Source organism: Clostridium sp. DSM 17811 (assembly GCF_018861905.1).
GTDB lineage: Bacteria > Bacillota > Clostridia > Clostridiales > Clostridiaceae > Clostridium_AD > Clostridium_AD frigoriphilum.
On record NZ_JAHLDU010000039.1, the window covers coordinates 1 to 20,494 of the forward strand.

The 20,494-nt window shown below is 31.5% G+C and carries 22 protein-coding genes and 1 other annotated feature; of the genes, 14 read left to right on the forward strand and 8 right to left on the reverse strand.

Annotation, left to right across the window (positions count from 1 at the left end):
- Positions 1 to 47 precede the first annotated feature (47 nt).
- Positions 48 to 1,487: an NAD(P)/FAD-dependent oxidoreductase gene (locus KPL44_RS22885; RefSeq protein ID WP_216255374.1), complete on the reverse strand. Its 1,440-nt coding sequence runs from the start codon at positions 1,485 to 1,487 to the stop codon at positions 48 to 50.
- Positions 1,488 to 1,799: 312 nt separating this feature from the next.
- Here KPL44_RS22885 and KPL44_RS22890 point away from each other — a divergent pair, with 312 nt between their 5' ends.
- The 12 genes from KPL44_RS22890 (at position 1,800) to KPL44_RS22945 (ending at position 11,800) form a co-directional block, all read left to right on the forward strand.
- Positions 1,800 to 2,369 carry a glycerol-3-phosphate responsive antiterminator gene (locus KPL44_RS22890; RefSeq protein WP_216255377.1) on the forward strand — a complete coding sequence of 190 codons (570 nt, stop codon included), beginning with the start codon at positions 1,800 to 1,802 and terminating at the stop codon, positions 2,367 to 2,369.
- Positions 2,370 to 2,497: 128 nt separating this feature from the next.
- Positions 2,498 to 2,806 carry a hypothetical protein gene (locus KPL44_RS22895; RefSeq protein WP_216255332.1) on the forward strand — a complete coding sequence of 103 codons (309 nt, stop codon included), beginning with the start codon at positions 2,498 to 2,500 and terminating at the stop codon, positions 2,804 to 2,806.
- An 85-nt stretch (positions 2,807 to 2,891) separates the two neighbouring features.
- On the forward strand, positions 2,892 to 3,530 hold the full coding sequence (locus KPL44_RS22900; protein ID WP_216255333.1) for a histidine phosphatase family protein: 639 nt from the start codon (positions 2,892 to 2,894) through the stop codon (positions 3,528 to 3,530).
- 107 nt (positions 3,531 to 3,637) lie between these two features.
- Entirely contained in the window at positions 3,638 to 3,805 is a 168-nt protein-coding gene (locus tag KPL44_RS22905) for a hypothetical protein (RefSeq protein ID WP_162855523.1), read from the forward strand.
- Between the two features lie 171 nt (positions 3,806 to 3,976).
- Positions 3,977 to 4,990, forward strand: coding sequence for a 3-deoxy-7-phosphoheptulonate synthase (gene aroF / locus KPL44_RS22910; protein WP_216255335.1), 1,014 nt, complete (start codon positions 3,977 to 3,979; stop codon positions 4,988 to 4,990).
- A 12-nt stretch (positions 4,991 to 5,002) separates the two neighbouring features.
- On the forward strand, positions 5,003 to 5,863 hold the full coding sequence (locus KPL44_RS22915) for a prephenate dehydrogenase (protein WP_216255337.1): 861 nt from the start codon (positions 5,003 to 5,005) through the stop codon (positions 5,861 to 5,863).
- The gene (gene aroB, locus KPL44_RS22920) at positions 5,856 to 6,932 is read left to right on the forward strand and encodes a 3-dehydroquinate synthase (protein ID WP_216255339.1); all 1,077 of its coding nucleotides are present in this window, start codon (positions 5,856 to 5,858) and stop codon (positions 6,930 to 6,932) included. The genes KPL44_RS22915 and aroB overlap by 8 nt, the downstream gene beginning before the upstream one ends.
- Before the next feature lie 29 nt (positions 6,933 to 6,961).
- Positions 6,962 to 8,254 (forward strand): 3-phosphoshikimate 1-carboxyvinyltransferase, encoded by a 1,293-nt coding sequence (aroA, locus tag KPL44_RS22925; protein WP_216255340.1) that lies wholly within the window; start codon positions 6,962 to 6,964, stop codon positions 8,252 to 8,254.
- Complete coding sequence (aroC, locus tag KPL44_RS22930) at positions 8,235 to 9,305, forward strand: chorismate synthase (protein WP_216255342.1); 1,071 nt, start codon at positions 8,235 to 8,237, stop codon at positions 9,303 to 9,305. Before aroA ends, aroC begins: the two co-directional genes overlap by 20 nt.
- Positions 9,306 to 9,316: 11 nt before the next feature.
- Positions 9,317 to 10,438, forward strand: a complete 1,122-nt coding sequence (pheA, locus tag KPL44_RS22935) for a prephenate dehydratase (RefSeq protein ID WP_216255345.1) — start codon at positions 9,317 to 9,319, stop codon at positions 10,436 to 10,438.
- 30 nt (positions 10,439 to 10,468) lie between these two features.
- On the forward strand, positions 10,469 to 11,293 hold the full coding sequence (gene aroE / locus KPL44_RS22940) for a shikimate dehydrogenase (protein WP_216255347.1): 825 nt from the start codon (positions 10,469 to 10,471) through the stop codon (positions 11,291 to 11,293).
- 3 nt (positions 11,294 to 11,296) lie between these two features.
- A complete protein-coding gene (locus KPL44_RS22945) occupies positions 11,297 to 11,800 on the forward strand; it encodes a shikimate kinase (protein WP_216255349.1) in 504 nt (167 codons plus the stop codon).
- Positions 11,801 to 12,038: 238 nt separating this feature from the next.
- On the opposite strand, the gene trpA is transcribed toward KPL44_RS22945, so the two are convergent.
- Genes trpA through trpE form a run of 7 tightly spaced genes read right to left on the reverse strand, consistent with a single transcriptional unit; the run spans position 12,039 to position 18,354 of the window.
- Positions 12,039 to 12,830, reverse strand: a complete 792-nt coding sequence (trpA, locus tag KPL44_RS22950) for a tryptophan synthase subunit alpha (protein ID WP_216255351.1) — start codon at positions 12,828 to 12,830, stop codon at positions 12,039 to 12,041.
- Positions 12,827 to 14,002 (reverse strand): tryptophan synthase subunit beta, encoded by a 1,176-nt coding sequence (gene trpB / locus KPL44_RS22955; protein WP_216255353.1) that lies wholly within the window; start codon positions 14,000 to 14,002, stop codon positions 12,827 to 12,829. Before trpB ends, trpA begins: the two co-directional genes overlap by 4 nt.
- Positions 14,002 to 14,598, reverse strand: coding sequence for a phosphoribosylanthranilate isomerase (locus tag KPL44_RS22960; RefSeq protein WP_216255355.1), 597 nt, complete (start codon positions 14,596 to 14,598; stop codon positions 14,002 to 14,004). Before KPL44_RS22960 ends, trpB begins: the two co-directional genes overlap by 1 nt.
- Complete coding sequence (gene trpC / locus KPL44_RS22965; protein ID WP_216255357.1) at positions 14,591 to 15,358, reverse strand: indole-3-glycerol phosphate synthase TrpC; 768 nt, start codon at positions 15,356 to 15,358, stop codon at positions 14,591 to 14,593. The genes KPL44_RS22960 and trpC overlap by 8 nt, the downstream gene beginning before the upstream one ends.
- A complete protein-coding gene (gene trpD / locus KPL44_RS22970) occupies positions 15,355 to 16,356 on the reverse strand; it encodes an anthranilate phosphoribosyltransferase (protein WP_216255358.1) in 1,002 nt (333 codons plus the stop codon). Before trpD ends, trpC begins: the two co-directional genes overlap by 4 nt.
- Positions 16,334 to 16,924, reverse strand: coding sequence for an anthranilate synthase component II (locus KPL44_RS22975; RefSeq protein ID WP_216255360.1), 591 nt, complete (start codon positions 16,922 to 16,924; stop codon positions 16,334 to 16,336). Before KPL44_RS22975 ends, trpD begins: the two co-directional genes overlap by 23 nt.
- Positions 16,924 to 18,354 carry an anthranilate synthase component I gene (trpE, locus tag KPL44_RS22980; protein ID WP_216255362.1) on the reverse strand — a complete coding sequence of 477 codons (1,431 nt, stop codon included), beginning with the start codon at positions 18,352 to 18,354 and terminating at the stop codon, positions 16,924 to 16,926. Before trpE ends, KPL44_RS22975 begins: the two co-directional genes overlap by 1 nt.
- 51 nt (positions 18,355 to 18,405) lie before the next feature.
- Positions 18,406 to 18,711 (reverse strand) — a binding site (T-box leader).
- A 211-nt stretch (positions 18,712 to 18,922) separates the two neighbouring features.
- Between trpE and KPL44_RS22985 the strand changes: the two genes are divergently transcribed.
- Both KPL44_RS22985 and KPL44_RS22990 read left to right on the forward strand, forming a co-directional pair.
- Positions 18,923 to 19,933 (forward strand): aromatic ring-hydroxylating oxygenase subunit alpha, encoded by a 1,011-nt coding sequence (locus tag KPL44_RS22985; protein WP_253201919.1) that lies wholly within the window; start codon positions 18,923 to 18,925, stop codon positions 19,931 to 19,933.
- Positions 19,934 to 20,099: 166 nt separating this feature from the next.
- A complete protein-coding gene (locus KPL44_RS22990; protein WP_216255364.1) occupies positions 20,100 to 20,492 on the forward strand; it encodes a bacteriohemerythrin in 393 nt (130 codons plus the stop codon).
- The last annotated feature ends 2 nt before the right edge of the window (positions 20,493 to 20,494 follow it).

The window sequence follows — 20,494 nt, forward strand, 5'->3', positions numbered from 1 at the left end:
CCACCAATTATGATTAAATCATATTCTTGCATATTTATTCCTCCAATTTATAAAGATTGTTTATTCGTTCCGGTTAGTAAAATAGAATTTCCACCTGATTTTGTAACTTCGGAGCGAGGTATATTAAGTTCTTTAGCTAGAATGTCTACAACTTTTGTTGAACAAAAACCTGATTGGCATCTGCCCATTCCAGCTCTTGTACGAAGCTTAACTCCATCAAGTGTTCTTGCTCCTAAAGGTCTTCTTATAGCGTCTATAATCTCGCCTTCGGTTACAGTTTCGCATCTACAAATAACTGTTCCATATTCAGGTATTTCTTTAATGATTGCTTTTCGCTCTTCATTAGACATTTCTCTGAATTTTCTTATACCTTTTCTTATTGGATTAAATTTTAAGTTTTTTCCTGGATTTAATTTATTTGTTACCATATCAACTACCATTAAAGCTATACTTGGAGCACTACTTAATCCTGGGGATGCTATTGATGCTACATTGATAAAGTTTTTAGCATCAGATGCTTCTTCAATAATAAAATCATCTGTTTCAGTATGAGCTCTATTTCCTGCGAAAGAAGTTATAACCATATTCATAGGGAATGGCATTTCAATGCTTAATTGAGATTTTTTAATAATATCATCAATACCATCACGAGTTGTATCCAAATCTGCTTTGTCTTCTAAATCAACTGCATTAGGTCCAATTAGCAGATTACCATCAACAGTTGGTGTAACTAGAACTCCTTTTCCAAGTTTAGTTGGAAGTTGAAAAATAGTATTTTTTATTAGAGATCCAGCAGTTCTGTCAAATAAAACATATTCACCTCGTCTTGGTATTATATTGATTTTGTTCTTGCTAACCATATTATTCATTTCGCCTGAAAATAAACCGGCGGCATTTATTATCATTTTTGTTTCAATATCGCCTTTATTAGTTTTAATAATATATCCATTTGAGTTTTTTTCTATATTTTCAACGTTAGTTTCAAATTTAAATTCCACACCGTTATTATATGAATTTTCAGCTAGTGCAATAGTCATTTCGTAAGGACAAACTATTCCTCCGTTTGGAGCATAAAGTGCACCAACACAATGCTTTGTTACATTTGGTTCCATTTCTCTAACCTGGTCACCATCAAGAATAACTAAATTAGGGACTCCATTTACTTTACCTTGTTCTAGTAAAAGTTCAAGATCAGGCATATTCTTCTTATCGAAACACAGAACCAAAGAACCATTCCTCTTAAATGGGAAATCTAATTCCTTTGCAAGGTCCGTAAACATTGCATTACCTTTTGCGTTTAATTTTCCTTTCAAAGTACTTGGCTTAGCATCATAACCACCATGTACAATTGCACTATTTGCTTTTGTTGTACCAGAAGCAACATCACTAGATCTTTCAACTACACAAGTTTTTACATTATATTTAGATAACTCTCTTGATATTGAGCAGCCTATAACACCTGCGCCAATAATAGTTACATCAAACATCATTTAACCTCCTAAATGCAAATAAAAAGAGAACCTTGATTAATGGACATAACATGCCCATAGATCAAGGCTCTCTTTTCTCCGCCTTTACTTATTTAATTACATATTATCATATTAATTAGACGATTACAAGGGGAAATACTAAAAAAACATGTAAATTCTAAACGATAACATAATAATATAAAATTCTTGAATGAAAAATAATATTGTGATAGACTGAGCATAATAAAATAACTATGACTACAATTGAAATACGATTTAAGGTAACGTAAATTATGGTTTTAAATAAATTTTTTGGAGGAAATATCATTGGTGAATTTAGAACAAATGTTAATAGAAAATCCGGTTATTGCAGCAATACGAAATGATAAAGATTTGGAAAAAGTAATTCTTAGTAAAGTTCTTATTGTGTTTGTCTTATATGGAAGCATAATGAATATTAAGCAAGTATGTGAGAGGCTTAAAGAAGCTGGTAAAGTAGTATTTATTCATGTTGATTTAATAGAAGGAATAAAGGGTGATTATGCAGGACTGCTCTTTATAAAACAATGTGGAGATCCATATGGAATAATAAGCACAAGGCCAACTAATATAAAAAACGGAAAGAAATTAGGGCTTTGCGTTATTCAAAGAATATTTGTATTAGACTCTTTGTCACTCGAGACAGGAATACGAAATATACAATCAATTCTCCCAGATGCTGTAGAACTTTTACCCGGAATTGCAAGTAATATTATTAAAAATATGGAAAACGAAGTGCGAGTACCAATTATAGCAGGGGGCTTAATTCAAACTAAGAAGGATATAATGCAGGCAATTGGTGCAGGGGCAATGGCTATTTCGACATCAAAACAAGAATTATGGGGTTTATCAGAGGAATAGTTTAAATATAAAGCACAAAAAAATAATAGCAAATTCAAAATATATAGGTTGAAATATAATTAATAACAACTATATCAATAATATGATATAGTTGTTATTAATTATACTAGGTTAGGAGACGTTAAATCATGTTAGAAATTGATGATAAGGCTTTAAATTATGTTCAGGGTAAAAAATTATGTTTTGTTGTAAGCGTTGAAAATACATCTGTAGAGTGTGATTGTTCGAATTGTCATACTAACATTAAAACACTTAAAACGAAGGTTTTATTTGAGACTGAAGTGTTAGATAAAGAAGATTATGATATTTATGAGTATAAGGGTGTCAAAGTATTTATTTTAAAAGAGTTAAAGATTGCTTCTGATATAATTGTTTATCAAAAAACTAAAATTCCTTTTATACAACCAAGGTTTGGAACTAAAGGTATCACAGCTTAGTATATTTTGTACGTTTGGTATGTACTATATAATATTTTATTATATTATGAAAAAACTAATAACTAATAATAGGAAGTGAATAATATTGAATACAACAATAACATTAGTAAGACATGGTGAAACCAACTGGAATGTTCTAGGAAAATTCCAAGGGTGTAAAGATATTATTTTATCAAATGAAGGAATACTTCAAGCTCAATATTTAAATGAAAGATTTCAAAACAAATTTGATTATATTTATACAAGTCCTTTAAAGAGAGCACGTGAAACAGCAGAAATTATATCCAAAGGTAGTGATATTATACCTATAATTGAACCAGGTATAACAGAAATAGATTTTGGAGAGTGGGAAGGTCTTACCATTAAGGAAGTTGAAACAAACTTCCCAAAAGAATTAATTTTATGGAGAACTGATGAACTTAACGGACCTATGTGTGGTGGAGAGATAAGTCTTAAAATTGCAAGCATACGGGCTAAGGAGGCAATCTTAAATATAGCAACTAAACATCCAGGAAAAAAAATTATAATAGTAGCTCACGGTGGAATTATTAAAGCTGGGCTACTAGGTATCTTTGACCTTAAAATGACTATGTATCATAAAATAGTTTTAGGAAATACATCTGTATGTAAAATAATTTTCAATAATGAACTAAGTCCTAAAATAATTACATTAAATGATACAAGCCATCTTCCTGACAACTATAGGATAAAATCTTATGTTTAGAATATTAAGAATTTAAAGGCAAATCCTTGACAAATACTCCCGTTTGTTATAATATTTAAACATTAAAGAATTTACAGGTACTAATTATAAATTTGTGAGGTATTATTATGAAAAATATCATTATTAAAGAAATCACTAAAAAAGTATATTTTTATTTTAGCTGGGGCTATCGTTATTTTAGCATTGGTTACTTTTTGTGCAAAAAAATATATAAGATTTCTTTAAATAATGAGTTTAGAAATAAAACTATAATACCGGCTTATGCTGAATTATAGAAAGTAAACTAAGTCTGTACGCAAGGAAGACTCATTATAGGGGTTCCATCTTTTAAAAAAGAAGGTACCATTATAATGGGGCTTCCTTTTTTTTATAATTCTATATAACAAATTATAAGTTGAGTATATTTTTTAAACTAATTTAAAGTAATATTTTAGGAGGCGTTTTATATGGTAATCGTAATGAAAGCAAATGCACAAGAGGATCAAATTTTGGCTATGAAGAAAAAATTAGAGGAATTAGGATTTATGGTTCATGTTTCTAAGGGAGAAAGTCATTGTGTTTTAGGTCTCGTTGGAGATACAACTACAATAAACGAAAGTCAAATTGAAGCAGTAGAGTGTGTTGATAAGGTTATGAGAGTTCAGGCGCCTTACAAAAGAGGTAATAGATTATTTCATCCAGATGATTCACTAATAAAGGTGGATGAGCTAACAATTGGTGGAAAAGAACTAACGATAATAGCTGGGCCTTGTGCTGTTGAAAGTGAAGAGCAATTAATACATATTGCAAAAGATGTAAAAAGAGCAGGAGCTAATTTTCTAAGAGGAGGGGCTTACAAACCGAGAACTTCACCATACAGTTTTCAAGGAATGGAAGAAGAAGGACTAAAAATATTATTAGAGGCTAAAAAAATAACAGGACTTCCAATAGTAACCGAAGTTATGAGTGTTGAACTTGTTGATAAAATATCTCAATATGCTGATGTTCTACAAATTGGTGCTAGGAATATGCAAAATTTCGATCTTTTAAAGGAAGTAGGAAGATGTAATAAAACTATTTTATTAAAAAGAGGTATGAGCGCAACTATTGAAGAGCTACTTATGTCAGCTGAGTACATAATGTCTGAGGGGAATGAAAAAGTAGTTTTATGCGAAAGAGGAATTAGGACATTTGAAACTTTTACAAGAAATACTTTAGATTTAAGTGCAATTCCTGTACTTAAGAAACTTAGTCATTTACCAGTTATAGTAGATCCAAGTCATGCTGCTGGAAAATGGTGGTTAGTAGAACCACTTGCAAAAGCCGCTATAGCAGTTGGTGCAGATGGTCTTGAAATTGAGGTTCACTATGATCCTGCTAATGCACTTAGCGATGGCCCTCAATCTTTAAAACCTGAGAAATTCGAAGCCCTTATGGATTCTATAAGAGTAATTGCAAAAACACAAAATAAAATAGTTTAAGAGGTGATAAAATTGGATTGTACTGACTTTAATATTACAATTGTAGGCTTAGGACTTATAGGGGGTTCCTTTGCCATGGCACTAAGAAAATTAAATCCTAAACATATTTGGGCTATTGACATTGATGAAAAAACGCTAAGAGCGGCGGAGGAAATGAATATCATTGATAAAGGATATTTAAGTCCAGAAATACCGCTTAGTAATTCAGATATTGTTATACTTGCAGTTTATCCTCAAAAGACTATAAATTTTGTAAAAAGCAATATGGATTTATTTAAAAGTGGTGCAGTTATTACTGATACTGCTGGAATTAAGAGCAATTTAATACATGAAATTATGCCTGTACTTAGGAAAGATTTAGATTTTATAGGTGGACATCCTATGGCAGGAAAAGAAGAATCAGGGCTTAAGGCTGCATCAAAGGATATGTTTAAAAATGCAAATTACATTATAACCCCGATTAATGGAAACAAAGAAGAAAATATAAATTTAGTAGGGACTATTGCTAAAGGTATGGGTTGCAAAAGAGTAGTGTATCTTACCCCGAAAGAGCATGATGATATAATTTCTTATACGAGTCAGTTACCACATATTATAGCTGTTTCGTTAATCGATTGTAATAGTTTAATTAAAGGTACATCCAAGTTTATTGGAGGAAGCTTTAGGGACACGACTAGAGTTGCTACTATAAATGGTGAATTATGGCCTGAATTACTATTATATAATAAAGAAAATATAATTAGTAAGATTGAAGACTTTGAAAAAAACATAAAAGAAATAAAAACTGCAATAATAAATAATGATGATGTTTTTCTTAAAAAAAGGTTTGAGGATGCAACAAAGAAGAGAGAGGAGATTGTTAAAGGTGCATAATATAGAAGTTAAGGCTTCCAGCGGAAGTTATCCAATATATATTAAAAATGGATTGTTAGGTGAGATTGGAGTAGAAATTAAGAAGATATATAAAGGAAGTAGAATAGCTGTTGTAACAGATTCTAATGTTGATGAGTTTTATGGGCAAAAGACCATTAACTCATTAAAAGAGTCAGGTTTTGAAACTTTTAAAATTGTGGTAAAAGCAGGAGAAGAAAGCAAGTCATTTAAAACACTACTCGAGGTTTATGATAAACTTTTAGATTTTAAGATAAATAGAGGAGATATTATTATTGCATTAGGTGGTGGAGTGGTTGGCGATATGGCTGGTTTTGCAGCCTCAACTTTCTTAAGGGGCATTTCCCTTATACAAATTCCAACTACACTACTTGCACAGGTGGATAGTAGTGTAGGTGGGAAGGTGGCAGTAGATTTGCCGCGTGGGAAGAATCTAGTGGGAAGTTTTTATATGCCTAAGGCAGTTTTTATTGATCCGTTACTTCTTAGAACACTTAATGATAAGTATTTAAATGATGGTATGGGTGAAGTTATAAAATATGGGGCTATCAAAGATAGTGAGTTATTTAATACTTTAATGAAATATGAAAATAAAGAAGCACTTTTGAGTCAAATAGATAAAATTATATTTACTTGTTGCTCTATTAAAGCAAATATTGTTGAATTAGATGAGAAGGATACAGGAGAAAGAATGTTATTAAATTATGGTCATACCATTGGGCACGCAATTGAGCAGTTCTTTAATTTTACGAAGTATTCACATGGAGAGGCAGTAGCAATGGGTATGTATTCTATAACTAAACTCGGAGAAGAACTAGGATTAACTAAGATAGGGACATCTATTGCTATAAAAGATATCTTAATTAAGTATAATTTGCCATGGGAGTTGCCTGAAATAAGAACTCAAGCTATAATTGAAACTATTAGTCATGATAAAAAAAATATTGGGGGATCCATGAATTTAATATTAATAGAATCCATCGGAAATAGTTTTATTGAAAAAATTGATAAAACTAAGATAGAAAATTATCTTCATAAAATCATAAAATGATTTATTATATTGAATTGGGGTGCTAAAAAATGAAATCAGTTATAATTAAACCTTCTTATTTAAATGGAAAAGTGAAAATTCCACCGTCAAAATCATTATCTCATAGAGCAGTTATAGCAGCGGGACTCAGTAATGGAGAATGTTCTATTGATAATATTAGTATGTCTGAGGATATAATAGCTACTTGCGAAATAATGGAGAAACTTGGAGTTGATATTAAGAGATTACCAAGTAACATTAAAGTATGTGGAAAAGGTAAGCCTACATTTAAACTTAGTGAAGATCTAAGTAATGAACTACAATGTAATGAAAGTGGATCAACTTTAAGGTTCTTAATTCCTATAGCGATGCTGACTGGAGAAAAAATAGTATTTAATGGTAAGTCTAAACTAGTACAAAGAACGCTTAAACCATATTATGATATTTTTGATAAGCAGAACATAAAGTACACTACAAATAACGGTAATCTGCCATTAACGGTAGAAGGAAGCCTTGAACCTGGTGTTTTCGAACTTAGAGGGGATGTAAGTTCTCAGTTTATTACTGGACTTATTTATTCACTTCCTTTATTAGATGGTGATTCAATAATTAAGATTACTACTAAAATGGAATCTATTGGATATATAGATTTAACTTTAGATGTACTTTCTAAATTTGGAGTAAAAGTAGAAAATAACAATTATAGAGAATTTAAGATAAAGGGTAATCAACAATATAATAGGACAGATTACAGAGTTGAAGGTGATTTTTCTCAAGCTGCATTTTATTTAGCTGCAGGTGTATTAGGCGGAGAAGTTGAATGCATGGATTTAAATATGGAATCGCTTCAAGGCGATAAAGTAATAGTGGATATAATTAAAAACATGGGCGGAAATATTACTATTAAAGATGGTATTCTAAAGGCATCAAAATCAAATTTAAAAGGAACTATTGTTGATGCATCTCAATGTCCTGACCTTGTACCAATAGTTGCTGTTCTTGCTGCATTAAGTGAGGGAACAACGGAGATTATTAATGCCAGTAGAGTTAGAATAAAGGAATCTGATAGATTAAAGGCTATGGCAACAGAGCTAAATAAAATTGGAGCAGAGGTTATAGAAAAAGAGGATTCACTGATAATTCATGGGAAGACATGTCTTTGCGGCGGAATTGTAAGCAGTTGGAATGATCATAGAATAGCTATGGCTATGGCTATTGCTTCAATTAGATGCACTGAGGAGCTTACAATTGAGGACAGCGGAGCAGTTAAAAAATCTTACCCAGAGTTTTATGAAGATTTTAAGAGTTTAGGAGGGAAAGTTAATGAGCGGACAATGGGGTAAAAAAGTTAAGTATTCTATATTTGGAGAATCTCATGGGAGAGGGATAGGCATAACCATTGATGGATTACCACCAGGCATTAAGCTTGATATGGATTTTATTAATGGTGAAATGCAAAGAAGGGCACCAGGACGTGATGAATTTTCAACTAAAAGATTCGAGGGAGATAAAGTTGAAATATTAAGTGGATATTTTAATGGCTATACCACAGGGACACCTCTTTGTGGCGTTATTTTTAACGAAAATCAAAATTCAAAAGATTATGACAAGTTAAAAAATTTAGCAAGGCCAGGTCATGCAGATTTCACCGGAAAAGTTAAGTATTCAGGTTTTAATGATTACAGAGGTGGAGGTCATTTCTCAGGAAGAATTACAGCGCCACTTGTTTTTGCAGGGGCAGTAGCAAAACAAATACTTTTTGATAAGGGAATTGTAATAGGAAGTCATATTTTAAGTATTGGGAATGTGTTTGACAACTATTTTGATGGTGTTAATTTAAAAATACAGACGTTAGCAGATGTTCTAAGAAAAGATTTTCCTGTGCTTGATGATTTAAAAGGGAAAGAAATGAAGAATATTATATTAAAAGCTAAGGAAGAAACAGATTCAGTTGGAGGGATAATCGAAGGCTCTATATTAAATCTGCCTTGTGGACTAGGAGAACCATTCTTTGATTCGCTAGAAAGTAATTTAGCACAATTGTTATTTTCTGTACCTGCAGTAAAGGGTGTAGAATTTGGAATGGGATTTGAAATAACAAAAATCAGAGGAAGCAAGGCTAATGATGTTCCTTATATATCTGAAGAAAAGGTACTTACTAAAACAAACAACAATGGTGGAATAAATGGGGGAATATCTAATGGAATGCCTGTGATTTTTAGAGTTGCAATGAAACCTACACCTTCAATTGCAAAAACTCAAAATACTATTGATATGGCAACTGGTGAAAATTCAGAAATATCAGTTATAGGTAGACATGATCCTTGTATAGTTTTAAGGGCACTACCGGTAATTGAAGCTTGCGCAGCAATGAGTATTTTAGATTTTATATAGGAGGTGTTATAATGGATAATTTAGATAATTTAAGAAATAAAATTGATGAAATTGACGCTAGTCTTGTATCATTATTTGAAAAGCGTATGGAAACAGTTTTAAAGGTAGCTGAGTATAAGAAGGCAAATGATATTGCCATTTTAAATCAAGGACGTGAAGAAGCAGTTATAAAGAAAAATTTAGACATTGTTAAAAATAAGGATTTATACTCAGAGGTAGAAGAGTTTTTTAAATCAGTTATGGAAATAAGTAGAGGTTTTCAAAATAAAACTTTAAATAAAAGTCAAGTTTTACCTATTGATAAAAACTTGATTGTTGGTTTTTATGGTGTTACAGGATCATTTAGCGAACAGGCATTAAAAGAGTATTTTGGAGAAAAGGTGGACACAAAAGAAATAAGTGAGTTTGAAGATATATTTTTAGATCTTAAATATGGAAAAATAAATTATGGAGTTATTCCTATAGAGAATTCTTCGACTGGTGCAATATCTGAGGTTTATGACCTTCTTAATAAATATGATTTTTATATAACTGGAGAAAAATATCTGAAAATAAGTCAGAATTTAATGGGAATTAAAGGTTCAAACTTAGATGATATTAAAGAGGTTTATTCACATCCGCAAGGACTTGAGCAAAGCATGGAATTTTTAAAAGGATATAAGCAGTGGAAGCTAGTTCCTTATAAGAGTACGGCAACAAGCGCAGAATTAGTTAAAGATAGACAGGACAAAACTTTGGCTGCGATAGCTAGCACTAAGGCTGCAGAGACATATGATCTTGAAATACTACAAAAGAATGTAAATTCAAATGCAACAAATATGACTAGATTTGTTGTCATTGGCAAAGAGATGGAGTTAAATACGAAAAGCAATAAAACAAGTTTAGTTTTATCAACTACCCACAAGGCAGGTTCGCTGTATCATGTCTTAAAGCATTTTGCAGAAAACGATATAAATCTTATGAAAATTGAATCTAGACCAATCAAAGATAAACCATGGGAATATTTTTTTTACATTGATTTCCAGGGAAATATTAACGAAAATAAAATTATAAATGCAATTGATTTAATAAAAAAGAATAGTCGTTATTTTAAGATATTGGGTAATTATAGAAGTGAGATAATCAATATTTAATAACTGATATTAAAGAGATGAGGGGAAGTTATGTCAGAATTATATGGTCTACTTGGAGAAAAATTATTACATAGTGTTTCACCGCAAATACATTCAAAAATCTTTAATAAATTAGGAATGAAGGGTTATTATCATTTGTTTGAAGTAGAAAAAAAAGATCTTAAAGCTGCTATGGAAGGGTTTAAGGTTATTAAACCGAGGGGTATTAATGTAACCATTCCATATAAAATTAAAGTTATGGAACTCCTTGATGAGGTTAGTGTTGAGGCAAAAGCAATAGGAGCTGTAAACACAATAAAGTTTGAAAATGGTAAAACTATTGGGTATAATACAGATTACTTTGGAATTGGAATGTTATTTAATAAAAATGATATAAAAGTGAAAAATAAAAAAGCAACGATATTCGGTAATGGTGGGGTAGCGGTTACTATGGTGAACTATCTTCTAAATAATGGAATTAGTGAAATTACTGTAGTGACAAGAAATGTATCAAAGCTTAAGGAGAATAGTAGCTTTAACTCTTGCAGAGTGATTTCTTATGATGAAATTCAGGAAATTAAAGAGCCGAGCATTGCGATAAACTGTACACCACTTGGAATGTACCCTAACATAAACAATTCACCTATTGAAAAAAAATATATTGGTAAATTTACAAGTGCCGTGGATATGATCTACAACCCTAAAGAAACTCTATTTCTAAAGTATGCGACAGAGGCGGGTTTAAAAGCAGTTAATGGTCTTTATATGCTTGTTGGTCAGGCAACTTGTGCTCAGGAAATATGGAATAATATTAAAATTCCAAAGGAAATAATTGATGAAATTTATGAAGAATTAGGTAGAGGAGTAGAGAAATAGAATATGAAAAATATAGTTCTGATTGGAATGCCCGGTTGTGGTAAAAGTGAAATTGGAGAAATACTTGCAAAGAGAATAGAGATGGACTTCATAGATGTAGATTTTTTTATTGAATCTAGTACAAGCAGTTCAATTACTGAAATATTTAAAAATGGTGAAGATATATTTAGAGATATAGAATCTATTGCAGTTAGGGACTTATCGAAAAAAAAGCATGTAGTTATTTCAACTGGTGGTGGAGTAATTAAAAGATATGAAAATATATTAAATCTTAAGAAAAATGGCATTATTATTTACATCAATCGTCCAATTGAAAATATAGTATCTGATATAAATATTGAGGGGCGCCCCTTACTTGCAAAGGATCCAGGTAGAATATCTAAATTGTTTGATGAGAGAGGACCACTTTATAAAAAGTATTGCGATTATGAGGTAATGAATATTAGTGAAATAAACGATGTAGTAAATAGCATTATACAAATATATACAAAATTACAGGCAAAATAACATGAATTTCTAAAAAATACAGGATAAATTAGTCACATAGAAACCATTATGTTTAATTAATAATGATTTCTATGTGACTTTATATTTTGAATGATTGCATGAAAGTATGAAATTTCTCCATAGTTACTAGAAATAAGAAGTGCAGGAACATTGTAATTTGATTTAGAAATTCTTATTTTGCCATTATAAAATTCTCGTGAGACTTCCTGGAAGGAAGGCTATATGGATTACATCTTGTTTAATTTATTGCATTTTTTATACCTAGTGCAAAATCGTATACTCTTTTTAATATTTCCTTTCGGGGGCCACCCTCAGCAACTAACTTAATTATTGCACTTCCAACAATAATGGCTTCACAATAAGGGGCGTATGCTTTTGCCATTTCAGCATTTGATATTCCAAAACCAAGTCCTTTAGGCATATCTGTGTACGTAGAAACTAAATCCATATACTCCTTAATGTCTGTATTAAGTTTTTGTCTTGTGCCTGTAACCCCGTTTACAGAGACACAATATACAAAACCTTTTCCAAGATTAGTTATAGCTTTTATTCTGGATTTCGATGTTGGAGCAACCATTGGTATTATGCATACATCATATTTATCTGCGATTTTTATTACTTCAGCCCGCTCCTCCAGTGGAAGATCTGGAATTATCAATCCATCAATACCAACTTCCTTGCATTTCTTAAAAAACGCAACATCACCATATTTAAATATTGAATTATAATAAAGTAGATATACTAGTGGAATTTGCGTCTTTTCTCTTATCTCGTGAACCTTTTCCATAATAGATTTTATTTTAGTTCCATGAGCTAATGACCTAGTAGAGGATGCCTGTATTACTGGTCCATCTGCCATAGGATCAGAATATGGAACTCCAATCTCTATTATATCAGCACCAGCTTTTTCAAGAGTTAGAACTAATTCTAAGGTTGTATCTAAATCTGGATCTCCACCAGTTATAAAAGGTATAAATGCTTTTTCGTTTTTTGATTTAAGATAATTAAATTTCTCAACTATTCTATTCATAACTTTACCCCCATAATTTGCGCAATTGTATTTATATCTTTGTCGCCACGTCCTGAAAGATTAATAATAATTATTTTATCTTTTGGAAGTGTTGGTGCTAGTTTCATTGCATAGGCAACTGCATGAGAACTCTCTATAGCAGGAATTATTCCTTCAATTTTTGTAAGTTCCATAAATGCATTTACGGCCTCGTCATCTGTAGCACTAAAATATTGAGCACGATGTATGTCATGAAGATGAGCATGTTCCGGTCCTATTCCAGGATAATCAAGACCTGCGGATATTGAATAAACAGGCATTATTTGACCGTCCTCATCCTGAAGCACATAGGTTTTCATTCCATGAATTATACCTACAGTGCCCTTAGTGATAGTTGCGGCATGTTGATCTGTATTTAGTCCTTTGCCTGCTGCTTCAACTCCAATAAGTTTTACAGCCTTATCTTCGATGAAAGGGTAGAATATGCCCATAGCATTACTCCCTCCACCAACGCATGCTATTATATAATCAGGTAATCTATCCTCGGAATCTAATATCTGCCTTCTAGCTTCATCTCCAATAACCCTTTGGAAGTCACGAACCATTGTTGGATATGGATGTAATCCCATGGTAGATCCTATAACATAAAAAGTATCTTCCACATTACTGACCCAATTTTTCATAGCTTCATTAACAGCATCTTTTAAGGTACCTGTGCCAGTAGTAACTGAGGTAACCTTAGCTCCTAACATCTTCATTTTAAATACATTTAGAGATTGTCTTTGTATATCTTCCTCGCCCATGAATACTTCACACTCAAGTCCGAACATTGCAGCTACAGTAGCAGTTGCAACCCCATGTTGGCCTGCGCCGGTTTCGGCTATTATTCGTTTTTTTCCCATTCTTATTGCAAGTAGTATCTGTCCTAGTGCATTATTAATTTTATGAGCTCCTGTATGATTTAAATCTTCTCTCTTTAAATATATTTTTGCCCCACCCAACTTTTTTGTGAGATGCTCAGCATAATATAATGGAGTTTCACGACCAGCATAGTTCTTAAGATAATATTTGTATTTAGCTATGAAATCAGGATCCACTTTAGCTTTTTCATATTCTTCCTCTAGTATTATAATTGCATTCATTACTGTTTCTGGGGCATATTGACCACCGTATTCTCCAAATCTACCTTTCATTATAAATTCCTCACTTTCTTAATAAATTGTTTTATTTTTTCATAATCTTTAAATCCATCTGTTTCTACACCACTTGATACATCAACTCCATAAGGATTTAATGTTGTAATCCCTTGTTTAACATTTTCACTAGTTAATCCACCAGCTAGCATTATTGTGTTCCCATCAACTTTTTTATAAGCAAGGTTCCAATTAAAGCTTTCTCCGGAACCAGAAGTGCTATTATCTAAAAGAAATTTTGCACATTTGTAGTGGCTTATTTCGGAAATACTTTCAAGATTATTAATTTTAAGCGCTTTCCAAATTTCATATCCTTTAAACTTATTTATATATTCTTGGTTCTCATGGCCATGAAACTGGAGAACATCAAGATGTAATTTTTCTGCAATATCTATCACAACTGAAGGATCTTCATCAACAAAAACTCCAACTCTTTGAATGCCTTTACTCAAATTTTCCATTAATTTACATGCATGCTCGCAGTCTACTTGCCGTTTGCTTTTAGCAAAAACAAATCCAACATATTCTGGTAGCAAATCATTAAGATACTCTATGTCGCAATGTCTTCTTATTCCGCAAATTTTAATTTTAGTCATGGCAGGCATTAAGGAAGGTTTCAACACTATCGGGGTTTCTCATAAATGATTCCCCGATAAGTACTGCGCTTGTTCCGATTGATTTTAAATACAAAACATCACTTATTGAACTTATTCCGCTCTCAGACACTACAATTTTATCATTTGGTATATACTTCATTAGTTTCTCAGTAGTGTGAATATCAACATTGAAATTACTTAAATCTCTATTGTTTACACCTATTATTTTTGAGCCACATTCAAGGGCAAGTTCTACTTCAAAACTATTATGAACCTCTATCAAACAATGAAGACCTAAAGAGGTTGCAAGTTCAAAATAAGATTTAAGTTTATCCTTAAGAACAGCAGCGATTAGTAAAATAGCATCAGCACCAAGGGCAACAGATTGGTATATTTGATATTTATCTATAATAAAATCTTTCCTTAATATGGGCATGGATGTATTTTCTTTAACCAAAAGAACATTTTTATCATCTCCTAAGAAATACTTTTTTTCAGTTAGAACTGATATAGCGTCGACACCATATTTTTCATAGTTTAAAGCAGTCTTAATAGGGTCAAAACATGGATCAATAAGGCCCTTAGATGGAGAAGCTTTTTTAACTTCAGCTATAATAGATAGGCCATTTTTATTAAGCGCTTCCCCAAAATCTCTTATTGCTCTGTGCTCTATATTAGTTAAACTTTCTAATGGTTTTTGAATTTTTTCATTTTCAATTTGAAGTGTTTTATTTTTGACTATTTCATCTAATATATTCATGATAATCTTAGCTCCTCAAGCTTCCTTAGAGCTTTACCTGAGTCAATTAATTCTTTAGCGAGTGATGCTCCTTCTTTTATAGTTTCAGATTTTTTGCCAATATATAAGGCTGCAGCTGTGTTTATTACTACAATATCTCTTTGAGGTCCTTTTTCTCCTTTTAAAACATTTAGAATAATACCTGCATTATCTTTGGCGCTGCCTCCAACAATATTCTTAAGGATTGTTCTTTTAATACCAAAATCCTCTGGATATATTTTATAATCAGTTACAATTCCATTTTTTAATTCGCTGACATAAGTAAAACCTGTAGTGGTTATTTCATCAAGCCCATCCTCGCCATGAACTACAAGAGCTCTCTCTGATCCAAGATTTCTTAAAACCTTGGCAACTGGATTCGTTAGGTCTTTACTGAAAATACCAAGAGTCTGTCCACGGACAAAAGCTGGATTTGTTAATGGTCCTAAAATATTAAAAATAGTTCTAGTTCCTATTTCACGCCTTGGTAATGCTGCATTTTTCATAGCTGAGTGGTAGTTTTGAGCAAATAGAAAAGCCATACCTTTTTCCTCAATTAAGTTTGCAGCAAGGCTTGGGTCTATATTTATATTGATCCCAAGCTCGGTGAGTACATCTGCACTTCCGCTTTGACTAGAGACTGCACGATTACCATGTTTAGCAACTTTTACTCCGCCAGCAGATGTTATTATAGCGCAGGCAGTAGATATATTAAAAGTTTTACCTCCGTCACCACCAGTGCCACAGGTGTCAATAGCATAATCGCTAATTAGATTTACATGTTTTGCATTATCCCTCATAGCTTTTGCACAACCTGTAATTTCCTCAATTGTCTCACCTTTCATCCTCAACCCAACAAGAAATCCTCCTATTTGGGCCTGAGTTGCTTCTCCCTTCATTATCCCATTCATAAAATCATAAGCTTCTTTCTGCGTTAAATTTTGATTTTGTATAATTTTATTTAACACCATCTTTAACATTACAAATCACCTCCACGAAATTTTTAATTATTTCTTTTCCTCCTTCACTAAATATAGATTCGGGATGAAACTGTAGCCCATATGTCTGGAAATTATTATGCTTTATTGCCATTATTAATCCATCTTTTGTTTGGGCAGTAATTTCTAAATCTTTTGACAAGGTAGATTTCTCAACAATTAAAGAATGATATCTCATTATTTTTAGATTGTCTTTTAAACCATTAAACAATCCTTTTCTATTATGGCTAATAATAGAGGTTTTCCCATGCATTATTTCCGGTGCCTTTATAACTTTTGAGCCATAGGCATAGCCTATAGCTTGATGTCCTAAACAAATGCCCATAATAGGTGTAGTGCCTTCAAAAGCTCTTATTACTTCAACACTTAAGCCTGCATTTTCTGGTCTGCCTGGTCCAGGAGAAATAATAAGGCCTTCTAGCGGTAGTTTTTTTAATTCTTCTATAGTAAATTCATCATTTCTTAAAACTTTTACGTCTTTATACAATTCTCCTACATACTGATATAAATTATAAGTAAAGGAATCGTAATTATCAATTATTAGAATCATTACAATACCTCCATTAAAGCCATAGTTTTATTCAAGGTTTCGGTATATTCTGTCTCTGGAACAGAGTCATAAACTATTCCTGCACCACCTTGAACATAAGCAAAATTATCTTTAAATACTATTGTTCTTATGGCTATGCAAGTGTCCATGTCACCACCATATGAAAAATAACCAATGGCGCCTGAATATATACCACGTCTTGTATTCTCTAGTTCATCAATTATCTCCATTGCTCTTATCTTAGGGGCCCCAGAGACTGTTCCTACAGGTAAACAAGACTTAAGTGCATCAAAACAATTTAATTCATTTTTTAAAGTGCCTGACACCTTTGAACATATGTGCATTATGTGAGAGAAGGCTTCGACCTCCATAAATTTATCTAGCTTTACAGATCCAAATTCACTTATTTTTCCTATATCATTTCTACCAAGATCAACTAACATTAAATGTTCTGCTAGTTCTTTCTCGTCATTCAACAATTCTTCTTTTAATAACTCATCTTCTTTTGGGGTCTTACCTCTTGGTCTTGAACCGGCAATGGGATTAGTCATTACCACGTTACCTTTAACTTTAACCAAACTCTCAGGTGATGCACCAGCTAACTTAAAATCTTCAAAATCTATATAAAACATATAAGGGGACGGGTTGCTACGTCGTAGTTTCCTATATACTTCAAAGGGATCTATGCTATTTTTAACCTTAAATCTTTGAGATAAGACTACTTGAAAAATATCACCTGATGTTATATAATCTTTTGCTTTATTAACAAGTTTACAAAAATCCTCTTTTTTATAATTAGAAATCAATTCTTTATTTTGTGAATTTTCAATTAATTTATGATGTACGTTCTCGCAACTTACCATTGATTTCATAATATTTAGCTTATTTAAAACAGTATCATAATCTTCATCTTCCTCTGGAAACACATTATGAATTAGCATTAATGTATTTTTAAAATGATCAAAGCATATAAATTCTTTATAAAAAAGTAAACATGTCTCTGGTAAATTTAATTCGTCTGGATTATTATCGGGTAAATTCTCATATTGCCGTACTACATCATAACCAATATATCCGATTGCACCTCCAATGAAAGGCAGTTCTAAATCATTCCTATCGTATTGCTTAAGTAAGTGACCCTCTGCAAAATCTAATATCTTACCTGTTTTATTTTTAACTTCATTTTCTTTTGTTATCGTTATATTTTTACCGTAGCTGCTTAATATCATATAGGGACTACTGCCAAGAAAGGAATACCTTGATTCCTCTTTTGAAGATGAAGCGCTTTCTAGTAAAAATTTGTATTTACCTTTTAGTTTGTAGTAAATATTCACTGGTGTAAGTTCATCACCATTAATTTTAATAAACATTGGAAAAATTACGTTTAAAGATTTTTTATCTTCAAATTCTTTCTGAGTTAAATTAACCATATTATAACCACCCCTTTATTTTTTTGTACAACAAAAAACACTTCATCCGTATAATGGGACGAAGTGACCGCGGTGCCACCCATATTAGTTATTTAGTTATAAAAAAATAAAAACACTTCATCCCACTAAAGGACGAAATGCAAAATTTCGTTATACCACCTAAATAATTATCTTTATCAGGCACAGATTTCTCGATTGCCCTGTCCATGTAACGGTAGACACCCCGGTTAATGCTACTACTAGTTCGCATCACATCTCACAGACCCATTCAATAACGGCTACAGTACCCAGCTTTCACTAATCCAGGTTCGCTTAAACTAAATTCCCTTATCTACTATTTCTGCTCATTGATATTATTTAATATAATACAGTGTTAATTAACGCTTGTCAACTAATAATTTATAATTTAATTAATTTAAAATATCTTTATTAAGTTAATTAAACATGATAGTATTTAATTAATAATAATTGTTTGAAAACAAAAAGTATTAATGTGATAATTATATGGTAAATAAAATAATATAAATTGAGAATAGCAAAAGTTAGGTAAAATACTTAAGTCAAAGCAATGAATAGAATTACGAAAGGACTGCTAAATATGATTAATAATCAATGGTATGGAATATTGGAATCAAAAGAGGTAAAAAGTAAAAAATCAATTGGTGTAACAAGGATGGGTGAAAAACTAGTTCTTTGGAGAAGTGAAAGTGGTAAAGTCAATTGTATTTTTGATAAGTGTTGCCACAGAGGGGCAGCAATAAGTGCGGGTAAAGTAATTCACGATAAAATGATGTGTCCTTTTCATGGATTTGAATATGATTCTTCTGGAAAAGTAACTTTAATACCGGCTAATGGCAAAAATACACCTGTTCCAGAAAGGTATAAGGTTCAATCTTACTTAGTAGAAGAAAAATATGGTCTGATTTGGTTATGGTACGGAGAAATCTTAGATAATATGCCAGAAATTCCTTTCTTCAAAGAACTACGCGAAGGCTTTTCTTATGGAGGTTTTTCAGAGATGTGGCCAGTTAATTACACGAGAGCAATTGAAAATCAATTAGATGTTGTTCATTTACCGTTTGTTCATACATCTTCCATAGGTAGAGGAAATAAAACCTTAGTAAATGGTCCTGTTGTTAAATGGGAAGAAAATTTAATGACTTTTTATGTAAACAATGTAGTGGATGACGGAAATGCCAAACCTCTAAAACCAAATGAAATAAAGAACTATAAAAAATTATTTAGTCTTCAGTTACAAATGCCAAATATTTGGCAAAATATTATTAGTAAGGATATTAGAATAGTTGCAATATTCGCACCTATTGATGAGAATCATACTCAGATTTATCTTAGATTTTATCAAAAATTCATGAAAGTACCTATATTAAAACAAATAGTTAATGGAATGAGTACTTTTAGTAATAAATATATACTTCATCAAGATAGGAGGATTGTTTTAACTCAAACTCCTATAAAATCTGAACTGACAATGAATGAAAATCTTATTCAAGGAGATATGCCTATTATTGAGTACCGTAGGAGAAGAGCTTTTTTGAAAGGTGAAATAGAGAAAAAGTAATATGCTTTAATGAGGTAATGTAGAATAAAAAACAATGGTATATAAATAGAATATTAGGGAAATTATTCTTGTAAAATAAATTAAAACAAAGTAATATAGATATATGAATTTAATTTTAGTGTGAAAGACAAGTTGTATTATCAAATTTGAAGGGGGAAATTAATTAATGTTTGAGATGAAGGAAAAATACATGACAAAAATTCCTAAAATAAATGAGGAGCATGAAAAACTCTTTGAAATAGGGGAAAGAGCTTACCAATTATTAATAGATAAATACGATACAGATAAATATGATAAAATAGTAGCGGTAATTGAAGAATTAAAAGCATATACAATATATCATTTTAACGCTGAAGAAGAGTATATGATTAGCATAAATTATAAAAGATTATTTACACAAAAAATAGACCATGCATTTTTTATTAAAAAAATAGATGAGGTTAATTTAAATGATATTGATAATAATCAAGATGAAGCTATAATGAAAATACTAACTTTCTTAAATGAATGGTTAATTAATCATATAGTTGAGAAAGACTTACTAATACCAGTAGAGTAAAA